The sequence below is a fragment of the Vibrio kagoshimensis genome (assembly GCF_050337535.1).
In the GTDB taxonomy this organism is placed as follows: domain Bacteria; phylum Pseudomonadota; class Gammaproteobacteria; order Enterobacterales; family Vibrionaceae; genus Vibrio; species Vibrio gallaecicus.
On the sequence record NZ_JAKJSZ010000026.1, the window covers coordinates 23,712 to 44,316 of the forward strand.

Annotated in this window: 13 protein-coding genes and 4 tRNA genes; 11 read left to right on the top strand and 6 right to left on the bottom strand. The window is 40.9% G+C overall.

Annotation, left to right across the window (positions count from 1 at the left end; translation table 11 throughout):
• Window positions 1-33 precede the first annotated feature (33 nt).
• From L4C37_RS20020 to L4C37_RS20065, 10 genes are all read left to right on the top strand, one after another.
• Complete coding sequence (locus tag L4C37_RS20020) at window positions 34-1,689, top strand: hypothetical protein (protein ID WP_429769644.1); 1,656 nt, start codon at window positions 34-36, stop codon at window positions 1,687-1,689.
• Window positions 1,686-4,169: a phospholipase D-like domain-containing protein gene (locus tag L4C37_RS20025; protein WP_429769646.1), complete on the top strand. Its 2,484-nt coding sequence runs from the start codon at window positions 1,686-1,688 to the stop codon at window positions 4,167-4,169. Before L4C37_RS20020 ends, L4C37_RS20025 begins: the two co-directional genes overlap by 4 nt.
• 1,720 nt (window positions 4,170-5,889) lie before the next feature.
• Window positions 5,890-7,284, top strand: coding sequence for a PKD domain-containing protein (locus L4C37_RS20030; protein WP_429769648.1), 1,395 nt, complete (start codon window positions 5,890-5,892; stop codon window positions 7,282-7,284).
• Between the two features lie 214 nt (window positions 7,285-7,498).
• Window positions 7,499-8,911, top strand: coding sequence for a PKD domain-containing protein (locus L4C37_RS20035; protein WP_429769650.1), 1,413 nt, complete (start codon window positions 7,499-7,501; stop codon window positions 8,909-8,911).
• Window positions 8,912-9,101: 190 nt separating this feature from the next.
• Window positions 9,102-9,830: a Slam-dependent surface lipoprotein gene (locus L4C37_RS20040; RefSeq protein WP_429769652.1), complete on the top strand. Its 729-nt coding sequence runs from the start codon at window positions 9,102-9,104 to the stop codon at window positions 9,828-9,830.
• 90 nt (window positions 9,831-9,920) lie between these two features.
• Window positions 9,921-11,459: a surface lipoprotein assembly modifier gene (locus tag L4C37_RS20045; protein ID WP_429769654.1), complete on the top strand. Its 1,539-nt coding sequence runs from the start codon at window positions 9,921-9,923 to the stop codon at window positions 11,457-11,459.
• Between the two features lie 354 nt (window positions 11,460-11,813).
• The gene (gene exbB, locus L4C37_RS20050; RefSeq protein ID WP_429769656.1) at window positions 11,814-12,767 is read left to right on the top strand and encodes a tonB-system energizer ExbB; all 954 of its coding nucleotides are present in this window, start codon (window positions 11,814-11,816) and stop codon (window positions 12,765-12,767) included.
• Window positions 12,768-12,769: 2 nt separating this feature from the next.
• Complete coding sequence (gene exbD, locus L4C37_RS20055) at window positions 12,770-13,198, top strand: TonB system transport protein ExbD (protein ID WP_429769658.1); 429 nt, start codon at window positions 12,770-12,772, stop codon at window positions 13,196-13,198.
• Window positions 13,198-14,154 carry an energy transducer TonB gene (locus L4C37_RS20060; protein WP_429769660.1) on the top strand — a complete coding sequence of 319 codons (957 nt, stop codon included), beginning with the start codon at window positions 13,198-13,200 and terminating at the stop codon, window positions 14,152-14,154. Before exbD ends, L4C37_RS20060 begins: the two co-directional genes overlap by 1 nt.
• A 362-nt stretch (window positions 14,155-14,516) precedes the next feature.
• Window positions 14,517-15,551 carry a sensor domain-containing diguanylate cyclase gene (locus L4C37_RS20065; RefSeq protein WP_137374144.1) on the top strand — a complete coding sequence of 345 codons (1,035 nt, stop codon included), beginning with the start codon at window positions 14,517-14,519 and terminating at the stop codon, window positions 15,549-15,551.
• 93 nt (window positions 15,552-15,644) lie between these two features.
• On the opposite strand, the gene L4C37_RS20070 is transcribed toward L4C37_RS20065, so the two are convergent.
• The 4 genes from L4C37_RS20070 to L4C37_RS20085 form a co-directional block, all read right to left on the bottom strand.
• Window positions 15,645-15,718 (bottom strand) — tRNA-Cys (locus L4C37_RS20070).
• A gap of 61 nt (window positions 15,719-15,779) precedes the next feature.
• Window positions 15,780-15,866, bottom strand: a tRNA-Leu gene (locus tag L4C37_RS20075).
• A gap of 109 nt (window positions 15,867-15,975) precedes the next feature.
• Window positions 15,976-16,049, bottom strand: a tRNA-Cys gene (locus L4C37_RS20080).
• Between the two features lie 99 nt (window positions 16,050-16,148).
• Window positions 16,149-16,235 (bottom strand) — tRNA-Leu (locus L4C37_RS20085).
• Between the two features lie 292 nt (window positions 16,236-16,527).
• Between L4C37_RS20085 and L4C37_RS20090 the strand changes: the two genes are divergently transcribed.
• The gene (locus L4C37_RS20090; protein WP_429769662.1) at window positions 16,528-17,316 is read left to right on the top strand and encodes a lipase family protein; all 789 of its coding nucleotides are present in this window, start codon (window positions 16,528-16,530) and stop codon (window positions 17,314-17,316) included.
• Between the two features lie 128 nt (window positions 17,317-17,444).
• Here the strand turns inward: L4C37_RS20090 and viaA are convergent, their stop codons facing one another.
• Window positions 17,445-18,890, bottom strand: a complete 1,446-nt coding sequence (gene viaA, locus L4C37_RS20095; RefSeq protein WP_429769664.1) for an ATPase RavA stimulator ViaA — start codon at window positions 18,888-18,890, stop codon at window positions 17,445-17,447.
• A 12-nt stretch (window positions 18,891-18,902) separates the two neighbouring features.
• Window positions 18,903-20,570: an ATPase RavA domain-containing protein gene (locus L4C37_RS20100; RefSeq protein WP_429769666.1), complete on the bottom strand. Its 1,668-nt coding sequence runs from the start codon at window positions 20,568-20,570 to the stop codon at window positions 18,903-18,905.
• Between the last annotated feature and the right edge of the window lie 35 nt (window positions 20,571-20,605).

Below are 20,605 nucleotides of genomic sequence, written 5' to 3' on the forward strand. Positions count from 1 at the left end.
TATTTGTTTTGTATATCCTTAACGAGTAGGACAATGAGCTTGAAAGCTACCTCAGATACTGGCTGGGTTAAGCCGATTAATCAGATTTCTGGCCTCGACCATTTAGGAGTGCAAGCTCCATGCATCGAAGTCTACGGTAAACTTCTTCCTGGAATCACTAATGTTACCGATAGAGCTCGGTACTATTCGTTCTACGCATGGGTGTTTTATGCCTTCGAAAGGAAAAAGTGGTTAGATAGTGACACTTTTTTAAAAATGTTCCGAAGAGCAGACTGCCTATTCACACTTGCCGCTATGGCACATGAAACAAGTGATGACGGTACAGTTAATCACTCTGGGGCTCTTGTAGGCAAGGATACATTTCAGAAACACTTCGAAGACATCACCTCAGGGAAAAAATTCAAGCTATCGCAATTTAGCCATACTAATCCTGATTCCTCTCGATACTTTAAGAACTCCTTTGGCGGCCTAGGACAGTATTACTTTGGCACACTTTGCAACCTAAAAATACTAGCGGGTGAGTCTCCTAAAAACGGGAAGCTCATTGAAGAAGTAGGACTAAAACTAGCCAAAGCATTTGACCAAAACGTTAACTCATCACTTTTTTTGGAAACTATTGAAAATGATGAGTTTACCTACGAAACTCTGACTTATTTAAAGTCATTCTGCCCATGTAATCTATCATGCGACAGTGAAGAACGAACTCTTTTAATTAACCTATTCACCAAAGGTTTCGCGTCACTTTATCAAACAGAATACGAAACTGACTTTCAAGCTCTCAGCCGCGTTGAATCGATGGCTTATATCCTTGCTCTCACCGAGCATATTACTAAAACAGACACCTCTCAAAGTTTTGATGTGGCGGTCTTCCGAAAACTGGCTTATACAAATGCTCTTCAATACACAGGTAAATACGAGCACCTTTGGAACATTGAATCTAGCTGGCAAGATTACGCTAGAAATGAGATAGCCTCTATTGCCATGCAAGGAATATTTTACTGTGTTCTAAAAGCAACTGAATCTCGCAGACCGAACTTCAAAGACACTCGGTCAATAGCTGCGTGGTACTGGCAAGAAGGGCCTGGTGGCAAGGTAATATCAAATTATCATCACCAACAATTCGATCAAACCTTGTCTCAACTTTCTGTTCAGTTACCTAACTATGAACGATGGGATGAAAATAACCATGAAATGACTCTTGCCCACAGAGTAGAGAAACTTACAAAGAATGGCAGTAACGATTTAGAATCCATAACTAATAATTGCCTAATGATCTTGGCAGCACTGGTTTCCCGCACTCAGAATAAGTCGGGGTATAACAGCGTAGAGCTCCAGAAAAGCTTTTTAGATAGATACCCACTCAATCTGTTAGCTATCTGTGAAACTTTAAATACCCAATTGAGTAAACAATCTACTCTGTCAGGGTTGATACAATTAACTCACCATAGCTTACTTGAGAACCACTTTCTTGTTGCTATGAGAAAGCTAAGAAACCAACAACAGATGACCTTTCGTTTCCTACCCAGTGAATTTGGTATCGAAATAATAAAGCCACCCCCAGCAGTTTTTACGTCACCAAGATTTAAGCAAGTTATTCAAATTATGGCAGATCTTGGCATGGTTCGTATAACAAAGAACTCTTTTCTAGTAGAACCTGCGGGCTATGACATTCTGAAGGTGAGCCTATGAGCAGCCCTATTTCGCTCATAGAAGAGCTGAAGAAAGGTGGTTACGATTCATGCCTAATGACAAGCTACTCTATTAACTTTGCATTCTATGAAGAGTACCTTCTTCGAAAAATGCAAATTGCTGGTGTGACAAATCATTTACTGTTCGTTGATAATCGCATGTTAAAAGCGGCTATCCAGAATTTTCCACCTAAGTTTGCTGGCTACGCATACGGCATTGCACCTATGAAATGTAACCAAGCATTTCACCCCAAAGTGTATATGCTCCTTGGTAAAAGAAAAGGCTTGCTTGTAGTTGGAAGCCACAACATGACTCTATCTGGTTTCGGCAGCAACTTAGAAGTTACAAATGTAATTAGGTTCGATGAGAAATCTAACGAAGAAGATCTTTCTATTTTTAAAGATGCTTTTCATGCGTTTGAAATATGGCTGAATGATTATGGGCAAAGCTCGTCTCAGATAGTTAGAGAGATGTTAGGTAAAGCCAAGACTTTAGCTCCATGGGTTAAAAAGAAGCCGAAGCTACCTAGTAGCAATAGCTTCCTGTTTTCATCCTCTTCCAATAAAGAATGTCTTTGGAGAAGCCTCCAAACGCACCTACCGAAAACAGTTGACAAAACATACGGCGTTTCAGCGTTCTTTGACAGCTCGGGACAGTTCGTTTCTTATCTTTCTGAGTTTTCTGTAGCTAAACCCATCATTGCAATACAGCCTAAAAGCGTTTGCCTGAATACCACAATACTGCACAGTGGCACCGTAAAATTTGTAGATATAAAATCTATCCAACCTGATAGTATGCCAGAGTTCACAACATACGCTCATGCAAAAGCTTTAGTATTTATCGCCAATCAAGAAACATTCTTCATATCAGGTAGTGCTAATTTCAGTAGCAATGCATGGCTTAAGACTGGCAGTAATACCAATGCTGAGGCAATGCTTCTTCTCCGAAATGGAGATGCAAAGGACGCAATAATCTCAACCAACTTTTTGGATATGGTAGCGTCAGAAGAAGTACTGGAAGTAAATAGCAAAGAGCTAAGCGAAGGCTCTACAGACACTACACATATCGAGTTGGTATTTGTTGAACTAGAACTTAACCAGTCTTTAGAAATCGAGCTCAAGGATAGCCATAGAGGTTGTCAGCCGTTTTACAAGGATGAGTTTGGTGACTATTACCAAATTGAACATACTCTAGAAAATCAGGTCATTATTATATCTGAGCAGTTGTTAGACTGCGGGAAACTGATCTACCTACTCCTTAATGAAAAGTTAATCGCTACTGTCGTTACACATAACGTCCCCTCGCTAGAAAAACTATGTGAGTCTTCTGAAGAACGCCAGTTAAGACAGGCTGTTTCATCATTAAGTACTGATTACCCTCAATTTGATCTTCTATTTAACTGCATTGAAAAGCTAACACCTCAATTACGCCGCCCTGTCGGTACATCTGAAAAATATATACCACAAACTCATGGTGATACGAATGAGAGAGATTCGCTCATTGTTAGCATTGATCAAGAAAACTACGCTCACACCAAGTCAGGAAGGCGTGCCATATCGTCGGATGGTTTAAACCTAATCTTAGATATGTTTCTTCATGCCATACCTTCTATCCAGCCAGGCAGCAATTCTCTATATAGAGAAGACCATTTAGGACGCAATGAGGAAGAACTTGTCGGAACAGATGATGAAGATACCGCTGAAAACCCAAGTATTTCTCCTGAGCAAGTAGAATATGTACATAAAAAGCTCACGAAAATACTTGATAAGCTTGAAAAGGTATATGTTTCGAACTCGGATAATGAAGCCAATAAAATGAGCTTTCTACTAATGGCCTTCGTTGTAATTCATAACCTTAGCCGTCACGAGTTTATTGTCGGTTCGCATGAAATCAAGGTACAGCCGACTAAAGACAATGCCAACAAAACAAAACCAATAGTTGATGAGAAGCACCTTAAAAAACTTAGAGAGATCTCTTTTTTCCGTTTCTTTAATGAAAAAGAATCTCCAATTCAGATCCTCAATGACAGTGAAAACATCTACAACAGCAACGAATACACCCAGTTGTTAGCACACGTCTCGTGGTTGCTTTTTAAGTTAGGCATAAGCTATAGCGACGCTCCACGGCTATCAAATAGTGATAAAGAATGCGAAATCATTCACTGCGCAAACGCTCAAATACTTTTCCTGATGCAAAGGTTAGATGGTGATGAAAAGGCTTTTAAAACTGCGGAAAGCTTACTTGAAAGTGATTCATCGAGCGCTTTAGAGTGGTTACACAGGTCAATGTCGGAAACTGAACTGTTACTTTATGAAGACAGGCTCCCTTATAAAGGATATCAATTAGCGAAATCAAATCTCGCTGGCTTTAACGGATTCTGCTTCGTTGATAAAAAAAGGAATAACAGGCCATCGGTACAACTTGCTACTGTAGGTTCGAACTTAACATTTTCCAGAAAATCCTTAGATATTGTATTTTGAGAATTATCGAACCCCAGTAGTGGAATACTAAATTTGGCCACCTTAACTAGAGATTTGCAAAGCCCTAGATAATCCATAATTTGCTAATTTAGTAGTTTCACTAACACAAAATTGTCCGTGCGGGATGCCTGCTCTGCCTTAGCTTCTACTTTCAAGTGTTTTCGTGTCAATGATGGTCTACAAGCGGGACTTCAGCTACAATAGGCTTAGGTAAGAGAAGGATTAGTCGAATTGAAAAAGCCCTTCCACCCGCTCTATAGCCGAATTAATGTAGGTACTTCGGGAGAAGTTTAAAGTTAGAGCGACTGCGAAAAGCGTATATACAAAAAGGTAATTCGGTGATAACACGCCCTCACTTGTGGGGGCGTTTTTTATTTGCAGATTTTGATCTCTAATCTAAGGGAGTTAGTTGATTCAAGTTTATCTGCTTTTCTCAGCATGATGTTCTTTGTTAACAGCCACTTGACCAACATTTTTGAATATAGTCGCGTTAAAAGTTCGGTTGACAGTTTAATTTTACTCCATAGCTAAACATCTTGAATCAGATCCAGTAGAACATAATCCTTATCTAAAATTGAATACGTTGCTCTAGAAGTTTACGAATAGCCAATGTTCTATTAAGAGGCAGTTCGATTCAGATCGTAATCAATTATTCACAGAGTCTATATAATGTTGTTTTTACGAACATAATTCCAATTAAAAGGTAGCCTTCGATGGTAACTAGGTTGCCCGAAGTCTAACTAGTGCTCTGATCTACATGGCTTACTACTGATTCAGCCTTCAAAATTCTTTTCTTATGATCATTTCATGCCAGCTTAATGAACCGAACAAGCAAAAACACCAGTTTAATAGGCTAACTTGTGAAAAACATCGGATCAAATGCAGCCAAAGTGAAAAGTATCAGATTAAGAAGCTAGTTTGAGAAAAACATCAGAGTAAATGTAGCCAAAGGGAAAAGTATCAGATTAAGAAGCTAGTTTGAGAAAAACATCAGAGTAAATGTAGCCAAAGGGAAAAGTATCAGATTAAGAAGCTAGTTTGAGAAAAACATCAGAATAAGAGGTTTGAAAGAGAGTGCCACAAAAAATGAAGCTCTAGCAGGCCATTTCTCAATGATGTTCTCCTTAACTATATCAAACAGTGGCGGTTCGCTGTATGGAAGCTAAAACCGACTAATCCCTACTACCCTCTTAGTTTCCATTTTAGTTATCGCTACAAAGTTTAATAAGACTTCCAAGTTACCAACAGTTTCCAACTTAGTTACCCTAAACATGATTTCCAAACGATTGATAAAGAAAGATCACAAGTTTCCATCTTAGTTATCTGTGATCAGTAGTCGAGTAGAGAAACAAAGAGGTATCTTCAAAGTTAAGTAATAACGAGAAAGCGAATATATCTTTTATGAAATCCGAGTGTTTTAATCGCACTCGGATTTTTCTTATCTAAGTTGCAACGAATTTAATTGCCCCACCAGCAAGACACCTAACCATATTTCCGCCTCCAGCGCCCCTCTCCTTCTAAAGCTCGTATCTATCTGTTTCTGAAAAAACACGCATCTCACCCAAATCTTTATTAACAAAACTCAGGTTTTCATTTGAGGGTTTTCATAGTTCGTGCGGTATATCGGTTAGGACATCATTACAACTTTCAAAACTGACTGGATAAACGATGAGCGTATATCTCTTTGTATTCCACTCAAGATTTGTATCAGGAATTATAAATGCACATTAATTTCCATTGGGCACCCATCTTATTGTTTGCTGCGCTATCAACAGGCTGTAACAGTGATGGGGGTAGCAGCGCTCCAAGTACCGACCCAGGCTTACAGAACAACCAGAGACCGATTGCGATTGCAGGCATAAATCAGCAAGTGAAAGAAGGCGATCGGGTTCAACTCGATGGAACCTCAAGTATTGATTATGATAAAGACGAAATTGCCTATCAATGGTCTTTGAGCTCAACCCCGCTTCAAAGTCTAGCGGAACTGTCTCAGGTCGATGCTATAAAGCCCACATTTATAGCAGACAAGTTAGGAACCTATGTTGTTGATCTTGTCGTTCATGATGGAACCGTCAGCAGCCGAACTAATCAAGTCACCGTTGTTGCGGTTTCTGATGGAGAAAACTCACCACCGACGGTTTCAATGTCCAAAGACCATTACCGAGAGAATATTATTGATGAAGCTTATCTGTCAGTCTCAACAAGTGATGCTGATAATGATGAGTTAACATATCACTGGAAAATCATACAGCAACCAGAAAACAGTAACCCAACACTGGATATAACCACTTCCACCTATCGTAAAAGCACGAATTTAACGACAGATACAATCGGGGATTACATTGTGGAAGTTACTGTATCCGATGGTTTAGCATCCGCCAGTGATACAGCCACTGTTTCTTTCTACTATGAGAACGTTCCACCAGGTGTAAGCGTCGGCTCCGCCATGCTTGCCATAGAAGGCATGGCTATTCCATTAGACGCAAGTCAAAGCGAAGACCCAAATGGTGACCCGATCACTTTCCATTGGTCATTCATCTCAAAACCCCAAGCGTCAAACGCTGTCATAGTGGACCCAAGCTCAGCAAAAACTCACTTTTTAGCAGACGTAGCTGGTGACTATGGCATTACTGTCGAAGTCAGTGATGGAGAGTTCTCATCTTTTCCAAACAAGGCCACTTATGCACGCGTTGCTTCACTTTCAGGCCCCCATGCAAAGGTAACAATTAATGATGATCCCAACCCTGTTCTATTACCGTATCGCAATACATGGACCATTGATAAGACACAAGATAGCGGTGACCTCCCAGAGTATTATGAACTGGGCACTTATACATTCGAAGCCGTAACCAATGACATCACTTTAACGGTTAATACCCTCCGAGATCGATCGAATACAGTACAGCCAATAGCTCGAACACCCTTTGGTGAGTTAAAGGAAGCTCAAATATACGTTATTCCTGCTGGCACACAGGAAACCATTACATTCCTTTCTCCTCCAACTTCAGGTGAAACTTCAGATATAAGCTTTGGGTTTGCATGGAGTCTCTATGGTGTGGGCGATTACAATATGATCCGAAGAGCGGGTGGCAGTTACACATTCACCAGTCGATAGCCAATACATTTACTTAGCTAAATCCATTCAAAAAAGCGCTTATGAACTTAGGCGCTTTTTTTTATTTTCGAATCCTCAGTCAAATTGGTTTATGGGTTTTCATAGTTCGCTCGGTGTATCGGTTAGAACATCATTACAACTTTCAAAACCGGCTGGATATTAATGAGCGTATAACTCTTTGTATTCCACTCAAGATTTGTATCAGGAATTCTAAATGCATATTACTTTTCATTGGGCACCCATCTTATTGTTTGCTGCGCTATCAACAGGCTGTAACAGTGGTGGAGATAGCAACACTCCAAGTACCGATCCAGGTTTGCAGAACAACCAGAGACCGATTGCGATTGCAGGCATAAATCAGCAAGTGAAGGAAGGCGATCGGGTACAACTCGATGGAACCTCAAGTATTGATTATGATAAAGACGAAATTACCTATCAATGGTCTTTGAGCTCAACCCCGCTTCAAAGCCTAGCTGAACTGTCTCAGGTCGATGCCATAAAGCCCACATTTATAGCAGACAAATTAGGAACCTATGTTGTTGATCTTGTCGTTCATGATGGAACCATCAGCAGCCGAACCAATCAAGTAAAAGTTGTTGCGGTTTCTGATGGAGAAAACTCACCACCGACGGTTTCGATATTCAATGACCATTACCGAGAGAATATTATTGGTAAAGCTGACCTGTCTGCTTCAGCAAATGATGCTGATAATGATGAGTTGACATTTCGCTGGAAAATCATACAACAACCAGAAAACAGTAGCCCAAGACTGGATACAACCACTACCACTTATTTTAAAGGCACTTACAATAACAGTCCGGATTTATCGACAGATACTATCGGGGATTACATTGTGGAGGTTACTGTATCCGATGGTTTAGCATCCGCTAGTGATACAATCACTGTTTCTTTCTACTATGAGAACGTCCCACCAATTGTAAGAGGGACAGGAAGCCCTATGGGTGCCATTGAAGGCATGACGATCCCATTAGACGCGAGTACAAGCGAAGATCCAAATGGTGACCCGATCACTTTCCTATGGTCATTCATCTCAAAACCGCAAACGTCAAACACTGTCATTGTTAACCCAAGCTCAGCAAAACCTCATTTTTTAGCAGACGTAGCTGGTGACTATGGCATTACTGTCGAAGTCAGTGATGGAGAGTTGTCATCATTTCCATCAAAAGCAGCCTATGTGCGCGTGGATTCGCTGACCGGCCCCCATGCAAAGGTAATGACTGATGATGACCCCAACCCTGTTCTATTACCGTATCGCAATACATGGACCATTGATAAGACACAAGATAGCGGTGACCTCCCAGACTATTATGAACTCGGCACTTATACATTCGAAGCCGTAACCAATGACATCACTTTAACGGTTAGTACCTTCCGAGATCGATCGAATACTGTACAACCAATAGCTCGAACGCCCTTTGGTGATTTAAAGGAAAGCGAAATATACGTTATTCCTGCTGGCACAAAAGAAGTAATTACAATCCTTTCCCCTCCAACTGCAGGTCAAACCACGGATATAAGCCTTGATTTTGCCTGGAGCCTCTACGGCTTGGGTGATTACAGTCCAATCCGAAGAGCTGGTGGGAATTACGCATTCACTAGTCGATAGCCAATATATTTACTTAGATTTATCCATTCAAAAGCGCTTATGAACTTAGGCGCTTTTTTATTTTATTTTTGTTTACGGGTTTGGACTCTTACTTCGGTGTATTTGATGAAAGCAAGTGAGATGTCTGTCGCGCGCACCGGGCAACTGGCTTGATTTCAATCATTTAAAATACATTTAAAAGGAATAGAAAATGAAACCAGTTCAACTTTCATGGATCGCAGCAGCATTTCTTGGTCTAAGCCCTGTCGTTCAAGCCGGTTTTGACGGTGCTATCAGCGACAATTCACTTCGCCAAGTTGGTGAATCAGAAGTTTATGTGCCATTTTTCCACTCAAAAGGCAAAGCAGGAATAGGCAGTGCTACTGGTAAACGCGTCGACTTCGACGGCTTAGCTGGAAATATTTTCAGCAGTAAAGAGCGAGACAGTGTTCATACATCAGGCAGTAAACACTTCAGTAACTCTCACTACAATTTTGTACAAGTTGCGAACCAAGACATTTGGTTTGGGGAATGGTATGAGGGTACACAAGACGCAGATTTCAATAACCGAACGGTTTACTACGTAGGGAACGATGCTGGCACAACTGTACCAACTAGCGGGACTGCAACTTACAACATCACCGGCATTAATAAGTTTAGTGGCAGCAATAAATTGTCTGGAACATTTGATGCTGATTTCAATAACCAAACTTTAACGGGTAGTATCTCGAATGCAACCCTAACTGTTGGTGTGAATAGCACTATTGACTCTGCAACGGCGTCGTTCAACGGCAGTGCAACCGCGACACAAGCTGGTTCTGTAACCCAAGGTTCATCTCAAGGTCACTTCTTCGGTGCGGATGCGGCTTCCCTTGCAGGTATCGCGACATTCACTAGTAATAGTGATCTTGATACTGCCTTTGGTGGTGAAAAGCAGTAATACTTTAGCCTAAACCAAAGAAGCAGCACACGCTGCTTCTTTCTTTTTCATCTGTGCTTCACTTATAAGCACTCGCGCATTAAGACACCCATGAAGTTCAACCTTTCACAACGATTATTCCTACCGCTTATTTCTTTTGTCGCCATTCCAAGCGCATTAGTCAGTTTGCCGAGCGTGGCATCTAACCCTGATACTAGCCTTCGAATTGAACAACAAGATGCGCTATCGGCAGTTGAAAAAGAAAACGCCATTTTAGCTGAAGAGCTGCAAGATGAAGAACAGCGTCAAAACGCGCAGCAATCATCTTCTAATTTAATTGACCCTTCAATAGCGGATCCTGAGTCAACGTTCAGCATAGATCTTTCGGATTCAAACCAAGTCGCCCAAGCCTTGCACCTTTCTGCTCAGCAGCATAATTGGGGCTTAGCTCAGCAACTACTCAGCCATTATCAACTATTCGATAACGCAGACCTGCTGCTTATTCACTATGTTCGAGGTGGTATTTATCGTTCACAAGGTGAGCTAAAACGTGCACAAGAGGAATACACTCAGTTAATCACGTTACAACCCAATTTTATGCCAGCGCAATTAGAGCTGGCACGCGTTCTATTCGAAAACCGCAACAACTCAGAGTCATTAGAATTATTCGAACAAATTGAAGCTTCACTCCCATCTAACAACCCTCGAACTCAAGGTATTCAACGAACCATAGATGTATTTTCTAGTGCGCTCAAAGCCCGAGATGACTGGGGCGGTTCAATTAGTTTCGGACCATCGTTTAATGACAATCTAAACAGCTCTTCCGAAAGCTACACATGTTTGGTTCATAGCGATATTGGGCAATGCATCATCGATAGAGTCACCCCAAAAAAACAACAGGCTGTTGGTATCGATTATGAAGCGAGCTTAAATAAACGAACCTCACTCACTGGTCATCATGGCGTTTCTTTCAGTGGGCTCACCTATGGCACTCGTTATTCAGGTCATGACGAATATGATGAGCAAACCGTCAAAGCGAGCTTTGGGTACAGTTATCAGAGCCAAAGAGATCGCGTGTCCTTTGCACCACAATTTGAGTTCAATACGTTTGCAGGAAAAAGCCTGTATTTAAGTTCTGGAATCAAACTGGATTGGTTCAAAACCATAAACAAGCAAAGTGCATTTAAATTCGAAACCAAAGCTGATTATCAAAACTATCAACCAGGAAAACTGGATTATCAGTCTGATTGGCAATTCTCGACTTTGTTCACTTATTGGTATCAATTACCTGATAAATGGTTGTTATTTGGAGGTGTGGACTGGACAAATAAACGAAATGATCAACAAGTTCATGCTTATACTTTGTCTGGCGTTCGACTTGGGGTTAACAAAAACGTCAGCACATGGTTAGACGTCAGTCTGTTTGCTTCTTTGAGAGATCGCCGATATCAAGATTTCAGCGCTTTACTTGGAGATAAGCGGAATGACAGAGAACAAAATTACACCTTAGTCATTCACTCACCAAGTATTGAGTATTTAGGCGTGTCTCCCACCCTTAGCTGGACTCATAAACGAGTGAAAAGCAACATCGACTGGCTTTACACCTACCAACAAAATGAAGTTAGCCTAAAACTCACTAAGCGATTTTAATTGGCAATTTATTCACATTGCTTATTAATTCAAATGGCTACGCGAATCCAATTGTTGCGTAAATCTAATTGGTACATAAGTCAAACCAGCGCTTAAGCCAAATCAACGCATAAGCCAAACCAAAGCATAAGAAAAACCAACGCATAAGAACAACTGTTGCCTAACTTAAGCAGGTACACGATTTAAACAGGTACACCACTGAACCACCAGCTAGTTGTACCTGTTTTCTCTGCGGCTTCTTATCATCCGTTATTTTTACAAATTTCATTACGGATTTCTGATTCTCATTCGGTATACCTTCCATATCACTCAGCAAACCTTTTGCTATTACTACTTATCAAATGAGCCAATATAATGAATACGCTTTTTTTTCGCCTCATGTCAGCCCTTTCGGTGTTGACACTTAGCCCACTGGTTAGCGCAACTCAAGACACTGTTGATACTGTTGATACTGTTTCTTCAGTAAATACTGTATCTCCTGTAAATACGGTCTCTCCACTAAATACCGTACCTTCTGCAAGTTCTCTCTCAAGTTCAACACCAGCTACGCTACCTGAAGTGATAGAGCACCAAATCATTCCGCCTTCAAATCCGTTAATTACTCATGACCTATCAGCGATGGGCATGTACCACGCCGCGGATTGGGTCGTAAAATCCGTCATGATCTCTCTTTTCATCGCCTCAATAATCAGCTGGGCTATCTTCCTTGCTAAACAAATACAATTAGTACGGGCAAGCAAACGCACAACCAAACTACTCAGCACTTTAGTACAGAGCGAAAGCATTCAAAACGCCGAAGTAAATTTAAGTAATCATAAAGCGAGTGAGTTGATACTTTTCACCGCGGTTCAACATGAACTTCATTTGTCATCACTGGGACACGCAACGCCAGATGGAATAAAAGAAAGAGTCCAATTACGTCTTGAACGGGTTCAAACCGAGCTTTCACGTAAAATGACATCCCTTACCGGTATTCTTGCGACTGTTGGTTCAATTAGTCCATTCGTTGGATTGTTTGGTACTGTCTGGGGGATCATGAATGCCTTCATTGGCATAGCAAAGTCCAAAAGTACGACCTTAGTGGTTGTGGCTCCGGGAATAGCGGAAGCCCTACTGGCAACTGCAATTGGGCTGATAGCCGCCATACCCGCTGTGATTATGTATAACTACTTCACTCGATTTATTGGAAAGTACAGAGCATTAGTCACGGATGTCTCAGCGGCAAGCATGGTGTTAGTCAGCAGAGAGCTCGATAGAAAAAGCCACAATGAAACCAACCTTAATTCAGATATAAAAAAGGCGGGTTAATCATGGCGTTTAAAACCTCTTCAGACAGTGATGAAATGACTGAGAATCATGAAATCAATGTCACGCCTTTAGTTGATGTGATGCTTGTACTGCTGATTATAGTGATGGTCGCTTCGCCACTGGCGACGGTTAATGTACCTGTAGATTTGCCTTCATCATCTGCTGCCCCACAACCGCAGCCAAACGAACCTTTCTACCTAACTGTTCAAAAGGATATGTCGCTCACTCTTGGTGAAAGTGACGTTGTGACGCTAAGCGCATTAAAGCCAGCACTTGATTCGGCATTACAAGGAAAAGATAAACGTATTTATTTACGTGCAGATAAAGATCTTAATTACCAAGACTTAATGAAAGTGATGAACGCATTAGTTAAAGCGGGTTACGGTCAAATAGCATTAGTGGGAATTGAATTACCGGTGGGGAGCCAATAATGAGCCTGCTTGCTGATCCTTCAGTGAATATAAAAGAGCCTAAGAAACGCTTCCTGCTGATTGGGCTAACTGCAAGTATTCTTCTTCATTTGGTGTTTATTGTGGCGTATATGTGGACGCCGCAATATGATTTTACACCTCCAATACAAGCAGCTCCTATAGTCGTCACTATTGTTGCGCCTCTCGCTTCAAACAAACAAAAAATTGAGGACACTGTATTAGGTGATCCGCAAAAAGAGATTCTTCAACAAGAGGTATTGAAAACACCACCGAAAGAAGAAGTTTTTATTGCACAAACTTCACCTTCAATTGTTCCTATTATAGAAGCAGAAAAGCCTTCAACATTCTTAGCTCCTAACAAACATAATCAAGAGGTAGTAAAAAAATCCCCACCTCAGAACCAAACGACCGAAAGTAAAGCTGATAAGCCGCAAAAGCATACACGCAAGCCTGTAAAGCCAGAGCAATCAAAGAAAAAAGTCACTGAGATACCAATTAAGCCAGAAGCTAAATCGAAAACGGTGGATCCCATCAAAAAAAATAAGCCACTAAAAACAGAGTCTCAAGCCATATCACAGCAAGCACAATCAAAGAAAAACATAACCGCAAGTAATGTAGCGAATGCGGCGGCAGCACTACGACAAGGACAACTTTCTGAGAATGGTCGGATAGCAAAAATAAGTTGGCAACAGGCGTTACATGCTCATTTAGAAAAGAAGAAGAAATATCCAAGGAAAGCAAAACGTATGAAGAAAAAAGGCACCCCTGTGATACGTTTTACTATGGACAGAGATGGTCACGTTATCAATGTATCTCTGATCCAAAGCTCTGGTACTTCTTCGTTAGATAAGGAGGCGATTGATCTCGTATACCGAGCGCAACCGCTCATTAAACCCCCAAGTTCAGTTGCAGGAAACCAACTCAGTTTAACCCTACCCATCAATTTTTCTTTCTAGTTCTCTTAAAAACCTATGGATGAGTAAGGTTCACTTTACCTGACCAAATACCACGGAAAGTTTACTGATATAGCCTGATTATTACTCTAAAAGAATGATTTATTCCACTTACATTGCATTTATGAAATCAATATTAGCTTCATGCTTTATAAATATTGCATAGTGTCGCATGACATATTGACCTTTCTATCATATTGAAAATCGACACGGCTAGCATAACTTGGTTTCGTCTTTCATTCTGGTCGAGCAACCTAAAGAACTAACGGCATACACCAAGGTTATCGGAAAAGATAAAGGACTTTTTGTTAAAAACTAATTTTACAAATGGTCCCTCGTTCTACACGGTGATTTTAGGTAAGTATATGGATGATTACTTAAAAAGAATTGAACAGCTTGAAAAAGAAAATGAGCGTTTAAAATCAGATAACGCTCGTTTACAAGAAAAATTAAACCTGGCTTTAGATGGCACAGGGTTATGCTTGTGGGAGCAACATGTGCCTAGCGGCTCTTTAACTATTTTCAATATGGAATGGGGAAAAATGCTTGGCTTCCAACCTAACGAACTCAGTGCAACTGTTGAAATGTGGAAACAAAACTTACACCCTGATGACTATGACCTAGCCGTGGGGGCGTTTGAAGATCACCTTGCAGGTAAGACTGATCTTTACCAAGTTGTACACCGAATGGTTCATAAAGATGGTAGTGATAGTTGGGTATCAGACAGAGGGAGAGTCGTCGAGTTTGATGAAAACGGCGCACCTCTACGTATGATGGGCACTCATATCGATATCACTCAAGAAAAGCGATATGAGATGAAACTGGCTGACTTAGCAAACAAAGATCCTCTTACCAGTTTATTAAACCGTTCTGCCATTCAAAGCAGCTTCAATGAACACTTATCCAATTATAGTGACGAAACCGCTGCATTAATTTTTATTGATGTTGATAATTTCAAATCGGTAAATGATGGGCTTGGACACCAAACGGGAGACAATTTATTAATCGAAATAGCTAATTGGCTTACCGAAGTCGCATTAAATAAAAGCAAAATTGGTAGGCTGGGTGGCGATGAGTTTGTATTGCTTTGCCGCTATTCTGAACGCCACGAAATCATGAGATTATGTGACATGATCCTTTCTTTCATTTCCCCGACGTTACTCGCATCAGAAAAAAATATACAGATAGGCTTTAGTATTGGAGCTTGTTTATTTACAGGCAAAACTCATCAATTTGAAGATATTTATGAAAAAGCCGACGCGGCTATGTATCAAGTGAAAAAGAATGGCAAAGATGGTGTCGCCGTTGTAGAACTAGAGGTCACCAGTTTAGAAGCAGAACACAGCAAGGATGAAGAAACACTTGCTAGCAGAGATACAAAAATAAGCTGTAAATTGTGAGTGACTCGCTACATTGCTCGAATATTTTATTGAGCTGATATCTAATAAGCAAATACTAAAAAGCCCCAGCATTTCTGCTAGGGCTTTCTAATTTGGAGGCGCCTCCCGGAGTCGAACCGAGGTCCACGGATTTGCAATCCGCTGCATAGCCACTCTGCCAAGGCGCCTTTAATCGTGTTTTAAGAGTACGACTCTTTGAAKCTCACKACTAARTGARGTTCAAATAGATGGTGCCCCGGGCCGGACTTGAACCGGCACAGCGCGAACGCCGAGGGATTTTAAATCCCTTGTGTCTACCAATTCCACCACCAGGGCACGCAAACTTGTTGCGATGCTCCTAACCAATGTGCTTTTTCAAGCGGTTAGACACCATCTTCGATACCGCTTTCGCCATAYCTTATAATTCTATATCTCTTAAAGAGATTGGAGGCGCCTCCCGGAGTCGAACCGAGGTCCACGGATTTGCAATCCGCTGCATAGCCACTCTGCCAAGGCGCCTTCTTAACATAATAACGAATTACCATGTTTCCGCTTTTAAAGAGAGCGACTCTCACTGCGTTTGAGATTTAAAAAACTAATTCAAAAAACAAACTATGATGGTGCCCCGGGCCGGACTTGAACCGGCACAGCGCGAACGCCGAGGGATTTTAAATCCCTTGTGTCTACCAATTCCACCACCAGGGCAACGCATTAAAAGCGATGGTGACACCATCTGTTCTTTTGGCTTCTGCCTGAGAACGAGGCGTACTTTAACCGATTCCTCACACACGTCAACACTAAATTTTGCCTTTTTAATTCAATCGATTAAATATCATTCCAAAAGCGTTAATTCGCGCCACTTTGATGTTTTTTGTAGCACTATTTCCGACAAATACTTTGTTATTCTTCGATACTTCTAAACTAATATCTCACGCAGTCACTGTTCATTCACACTTAAAAATTACACTGGGGTAACTACCCATCAATTTAATGTTACGTGAAGCCTCTCAAACGGTACCAATATGAACGCTACGCCGTTCTTTGTAATCTCGCTTATCCACGTGTCTTTAAACAAACACGCTATGGGTTCGACCCTAATGGTCAAAGAATAATTCGCAACATGCACGGGAAAATCATGATTCGTGTCCTTTGGAGTCGCGACAGCAAAGAAGTGGTCGTGGTTATCAAGGGTTCTCACAGTGTCAGTGATTGGCTCTTAAATTTTTTATTGTGGACAAGATGTTGTAGAAAACTTGGATTGAACTATCGAATCCATGCAGGGTTTTATCATTTATTGTTCCAAGAAAGCATGCCTTCAAGAAACGAAGACAGATTAGGGCTGAATGTCATTCAAAGGCTCGAAGCGACTCTGGTACCGTTTATAGAGCAAGGAAAGCGTATTGCGATAACAGGTCACTCCTCTGGAGGAGCGATTGGCTGTGTATTTGCAGATTACTTAGAAAAGAAATACCCAAGGAGTATTAAACGCGTAGTGACTTTTGGGCAACCCGCCATAGGAGATTGGCACTTTAAAAAACATTACGGGCTAAATCAAAAGACCTATCGAATTTGTTGTGATTTAGACATAGTGACTTTTATGCCACCAGTGCCTTTGCTTTATTGGCATGTAGGGAAAATGCTCTGGTTATACAATGGACGTATTTATGAAAACACCCCATCATTAATACGATTAGGGCGTTCACTGATTAGCTGGTTAATTAGACCTTTTTCATATCACTTAATGAGTAAATACATACGTAATAAGGACTTCTTTGATGACCACTAAATAATTAGCCAGCAACCTAAGAGTCTGCGATTAACAGTAAGAAAATGATTAATCACTAACCATTCGTGAGAGCTAGAGATTGGGCGTTACTAGTCGATAGTTAAACGAATGAGATGATAACGTTACTTCTACCATTTCTTCATTAAGCGCCCGACCAAGCTTGGATGATAAGCCCAGCAATGATCAAACATAGTCATTAGCTGTGGGTTTCCGTATTTTGATAAACTCACCGCGTGAAAACGATTTTTATGCTCTTTTAGTTTCTCAACTTGAGCAATCATTTCGTCAGATTGTTTAGGTGCGATGAAATCAGATAACACAACCAAATCAGCATTCTTGTATTTATCTCCCATCATCAAGTCGATGGACTTCATTAATACCGGTTCTAAATCCGTCCCGCCATGGAATGAGTAGCTCAAGAAATCACTGGCTTCCCTTAAACCATCCTGGCGAGTCAATTCATACGTTATTTGTTCAGAGGAAAATAAAATAACATAGCAATCACGTTCCTCTGCTAACGCAATTTGCATTAGGGCATAAGCCATTGCCTTCGCGGATTGCTCTGGAAATCCACTCATTGAACCTGATGCGTCCACACAAACGATAAACGGTCCCTTTTCTACATCGACATCTTTACTGTCCGGCTTTTGGGCTTTCACTTTGCGTAGAGTCCGAGACTTACCTTGAGAGCGATAACTTAATAATCGCTTATCCGCTAAATGTTTATAAAAAATCACTTCAAGTTCAGGATAAGCCAGAAACATAGTTTCATTTGGCAGCATTTTGTTCAGGTCATCACTTTCATGAATTCCGACAATATCATCTACCGCTTCATCACTCTTCTCTTCAACCATCTGCAGTTCTTCAACTGGGGCTTTGTTCAAAGAAGGGTCATCGACCAATCCAGCCATTCTACCAAGCTGTTCGGCGATATCTTGCAAGCCTTTATTTTTTGTTAGGAACTCAGCATGTCGCTTCATCACGGTAAGGTCAGTTTTACTTAACTTTGCAGAAGCCATGTCCCACAATCGTCCTACACTGCCCTCATCACCCGATTCAGTCACTTTATCCATGCTTTTCATGGTTTCCATGCGCTGGTAAAGGTCAGCAAGTACTTTTTCTTTACTCGCTTCAAGTTCAGTAAGTTGTGCTTGTTGTATTGCATCCGACAGGTACTGATACCATTGATCGCAAAAGTAATGCGGGAACATGGCGTTATCAACGCCTTTATTTTGTTCAATTAAACGACGAGCTTGTAGATAAAATGCAGAATGCCATTCAAGCTTCTTGATTACAGAATCAATCTCATCAAAAAACTGGTCTTCATTCCAATAAATCACTTCTTGATAGAGAGCCAACTCCTCTTTAAAACGATCGGTTTCGCAGACTTTAGTCACACGCTTTTTAACTTTGCCTCGCCACTTCAAAAGGTGATTTTTTACTGAAGATTTCATACCTTTATTTTCTGCCGCCATCATCAACTGAGAGCGAGCCATAAGATCATTGACTGCCGAGTCAATGATCCCTGAATCTGCCAGCATTAAGGCAAGGTTTAAGCCATCTGCGCCTAACATAAAACTACCCCCTTACTCAAAGTACTGGCTCATAAATTTTATGCGCTGAACAATCTTGCTACTTTTAACTTGGGTTGATTCGAGCTCTTGCATAAGATTTTGTAAGCTGATTTCCATTGCTTTAGGCAATTCAGGATCAATAAAGCTATGAGGCAGTGCCCCATGGAACTCTGAACGCACTCTCTTTAAATGGAAGTCGGCGGCTGTTAATTCTTTAAGTGCTTGCTCTGCACGGGTTAGCCATTTTTGATAGCGTTCCTCATCAAGGCCTTCTGTTGTGACCACGCTGACTAAAACAGAACGGTTGGCAATGTCTTTAATAACCAGTTGGTTTGAAGCATCTAAATCCATTTTTAGGCGACATAAGTTGGTGTTCTGATTTACATAACCGTAAATATCACCATGTCCTTCTTTGAGTACTCGGTCAAAATCATCTTTTGCTACATACACCCAACGGCTATCACCCTTCTCAGATTCAGACACTGACATATTGCTTTGAAGTAATACGAGTTTTACTAAGTTATAGGCACTACCAACGTTATACATTTTGGCATTTTTGATATCGTGCTGATAAACGTCTTTATCTTTTCGTAATAATCCTGATGTTGTGCTGCCAAGAGATAAAGATACAGATAAGCTGGTTTCAACTTCTTCTTGGATATCTTCTAATTCTTCACGGCACTGTTCAATTTGATGTTTCGATTCTTGTTGATCAAACGCTTGGTTAAGAGCAAATTCCTTCACAACACTACGCACAATTTCTCGAGATTCAGGACTGTTCCACAAGCAATCTTGCAGTAGCATAATATCAAGTGGGTTTACTGAATCTCGTCCACTGAAAAATGCACTCGCTTTAAGTAATTTAACTGCTTTTTTCCAACGTCTATCTGAAACATATAAATCTGATTCCGCGATATCAATGCCGTGACTTTGGATCTTACTTTCCAGCATGGTTTTCAATTCAAACAGCTTGTCGAAGCTATTATCTGATAGCCCTAAAGTATCGAGCTCTTTCTGCCATTGATGATATTCAATATCAGTAATAGCTAATCCTGGTGGAATGACTGCTTCTTGCGAAGTCCCCGTGGTTAACATCGATTTGAAATTTTGCTTGTTCTGAATACGATTAACGAAAATTCGAACTAGCATTCGATCATAAAGCGCATCAAGTCCACTATCTTCATCTGGTAATTCGTTTGATGCAGAGACAAGTAAACGCATGGGTACGCGCTGTATCTCACTACCATTTTTAAAAGTTTTTTCATTCACTACGGTTAAAAGTGTGTTCAAAATTGCAGGTCCTGCTTTCCAAATTTCGTCAAGGAAAACAACCTGAGCCGTAGGAAGGTAGCCCTCAGTTAAACGAACATAGCGCCCGTTATCTTTGAGCTCTTGTATGCTTAAAGGACCGAACACCTCTTCAGGTGTTGAAAAACGAGTCATTAGATATTCAAAATAGCTACTATTATCAAATGCTTGGATCAAACGTTTCGCAATCAAACTTTTTGCAATACCTGGAGGACCAAGTAAAAACACGCTTTCACCCGCTAACGCAGCCAACAAACATAACTTGATAGTATCTTCTCTTTCATACACACCGTCAGACAACGCTGCAGCTAACTTATTTATTCTTTCTGAAAGCAGCGCTTTGTCTGTGTGGGAAGAGATGGATGGATTCATCGTTGTATTACTCCAAGAACTAATAGCATTTGAGT

What these genes read in the sequence shown, in the direction of transcription:
- L4C37_RS20020 (WP_429769644.1), top strand. Translation starts at nt 34, where the DNA reads ATGAGCTTGAAAGCTACCTCAGATACTGGCTGGGTTAAGCCGATTAAT.
- L4C37_RS20025 (WP_429769646.1), top strand. Translation starts at nt 1,686, where the DNA reads ATGAGCAGCCCTATTTCGCTCATAGAAGAGCTGAAGAAAGGTGGTTAC.
- L4C37_RS20030 (WP_429769648.1), top strand. Translation starts at nt 5,890, where the DNA reads ATGCACATTAATTTCCATTGGGCACCCATCTTATTGTTTGCTGCGCTA.
- L4C37_RS20035 (WP_429769650.1), top strand. Translation starts at nt 7,499, where the DNA reads ATGCATATTACTTTTCATTGGGCACCCATCTTATTGTTTGCTGCGCTA.
- L4C37_RS20040 (WP_429769652.1), top strand. Translation starts at nt 9,102, where the DNA reads ATGAAACCAGTTCAACTTTCATGGATCGCAGCAGCATTTCTTGGTCTA.
- L4C37_RS20045 (WP_429769654.1), top strand. Translation starts at nt 9,921, where the DNA reads ATGAAGTTCAACCTTTCACAACGATTATTCCTACCGCTTATTTCTTTT.
- exbB (WP_429769656.1), top strand. Translation starts at nt 11,814, where the DNA reads ATGAATACGCTTTTTTTTCGCCTCATGTCAGCCCTTTCGGTGTTGACA.
- exbD (WP_429769658.1), top strand. Translation starts at nt 12,770, where the DNA reads ATGGCGTTTAAAACCTCTTCAGACAGTGATGAAATGACTGAGAATCAT.
- L4C37_RS20060 (WP_429769660.1), top strand. Translation starts at nt 13,198, where the DNA reads ATGAGCCTGCTTGCTGATCCTTCAGTGAATATAAAAGAGCCTAAGAAA.
- L4C37_RS20065 (WP_137374144.1), top strand. Translation starts at nt 14,517, where the DNA reads ATGGATGATTACTTAAAAAGAATTGAACAGCTTGAAAAAGAAAATGAG.
- viaA (WP_429769664.1), bottom strand. Translation starts at nt 18,890, where the DNA reads ATGTTAGGCGCAGATGGCTTAAACCTTGCCTTAATGCTGGCAGATTCA.
- L4C37_RS20100 (WP_429769666.1), bottom strand. Translation starts at nt 20,570, where the DNA reads ATGAATCCATCCATCTCTTCCCACACAGACAAAGCGCTGCTTTCAGAA.